Below are 703 nucleotides of genomic sequence, written 5' to 3'. Positions count from 1 at the left end.
CCTTCTTATCAACATCTTTAGAAAGCTTAACAAATAACCTTAAATCGGATTGCAAAACTATTGAAGACAAGAGAAAAATATTTAAAAATATGAGTGATTATTTTGTTAATGATGAAGAATTTGATTTAATGCTAAGAAAAGGTGTATATCCATATAGACATGAAGTCAGATTGTGTAAATTCAATGGTTTTATGAACTTTTGTAATTTTCAGTCCCAGTTGAAGCGCTTGTTTCAAATATCGATAATGTATACCATATTCCCTTTTATCTTCAAATGAACAAACCAATTTTTTTTATTTTCGTCTCTTTTCTGGATTCACTTTGCTTTGTACTTAGGAGGTTATTTGAAATAGATTTGTTCTCGCTGCATAGTGCATAACCATTATGCGATTTATGCAGATTCTCAGGATAATGTAAGTCTACAATAAAGTAGTATCCTTTATCAGCATCATCTTTCAATTTTAATATTTTCTCTTTCGTCCATTCTTCATCACTGTATTTGAAATCTTTAGTAGGCAAATATGAACTCATAGCACCACCATATAAATTATTTGCGTCATAATACATAATATAACTGTCTTCTTCATTTTTATCATAAATCTTGCTGTATTTGTTATTTGCTTTAGCATAATGTGTTGATACTTGTGATAAGCCACCTCAGATACCACTTTCAAAATCAAGATACATATTTATATTGGTCAGT

At 29.2% G+C, this 703-nt stretch carries 1 protein-coding gene; it reads right to left on the bottom strand.

Translation table 11 applies throughout. The features are described from left to right. Positions 1-270: 270 nt before the first annotated feature. Positions 271-567, bottom strand: coding sequence for a hypothetical protein (locus ACQY5W_RS13150; RefSeq protein ID WP_428025429.1), 297 nt, complete (start codon positions 565-567; stop codon positions 271-273). Positions 568-703 lie beyond the last annotated feature (136 nt).

Origin of the sequence: Arcobacter sp., from assembly GCF_050300555.1 — a bacterium.
Classification (GTDB): domain Bacteria; phylum Campylobacterota; class Campylobacteria; order Campylobacterales; family Arcobacteraceae; genus Arcobacter.
This window is presented reverse-complemented; position numbering and strand designations above follow the sequence as displayed.

Coding starts and splice junctions, on each gene's coding strand:
- ACQY5W_RS13150 (WP_428025429.1), bottom strand. CDS start 567: ATGTATTATGACGCAAATAATTTATATGGTGGTGCTATGAGTTCATAT.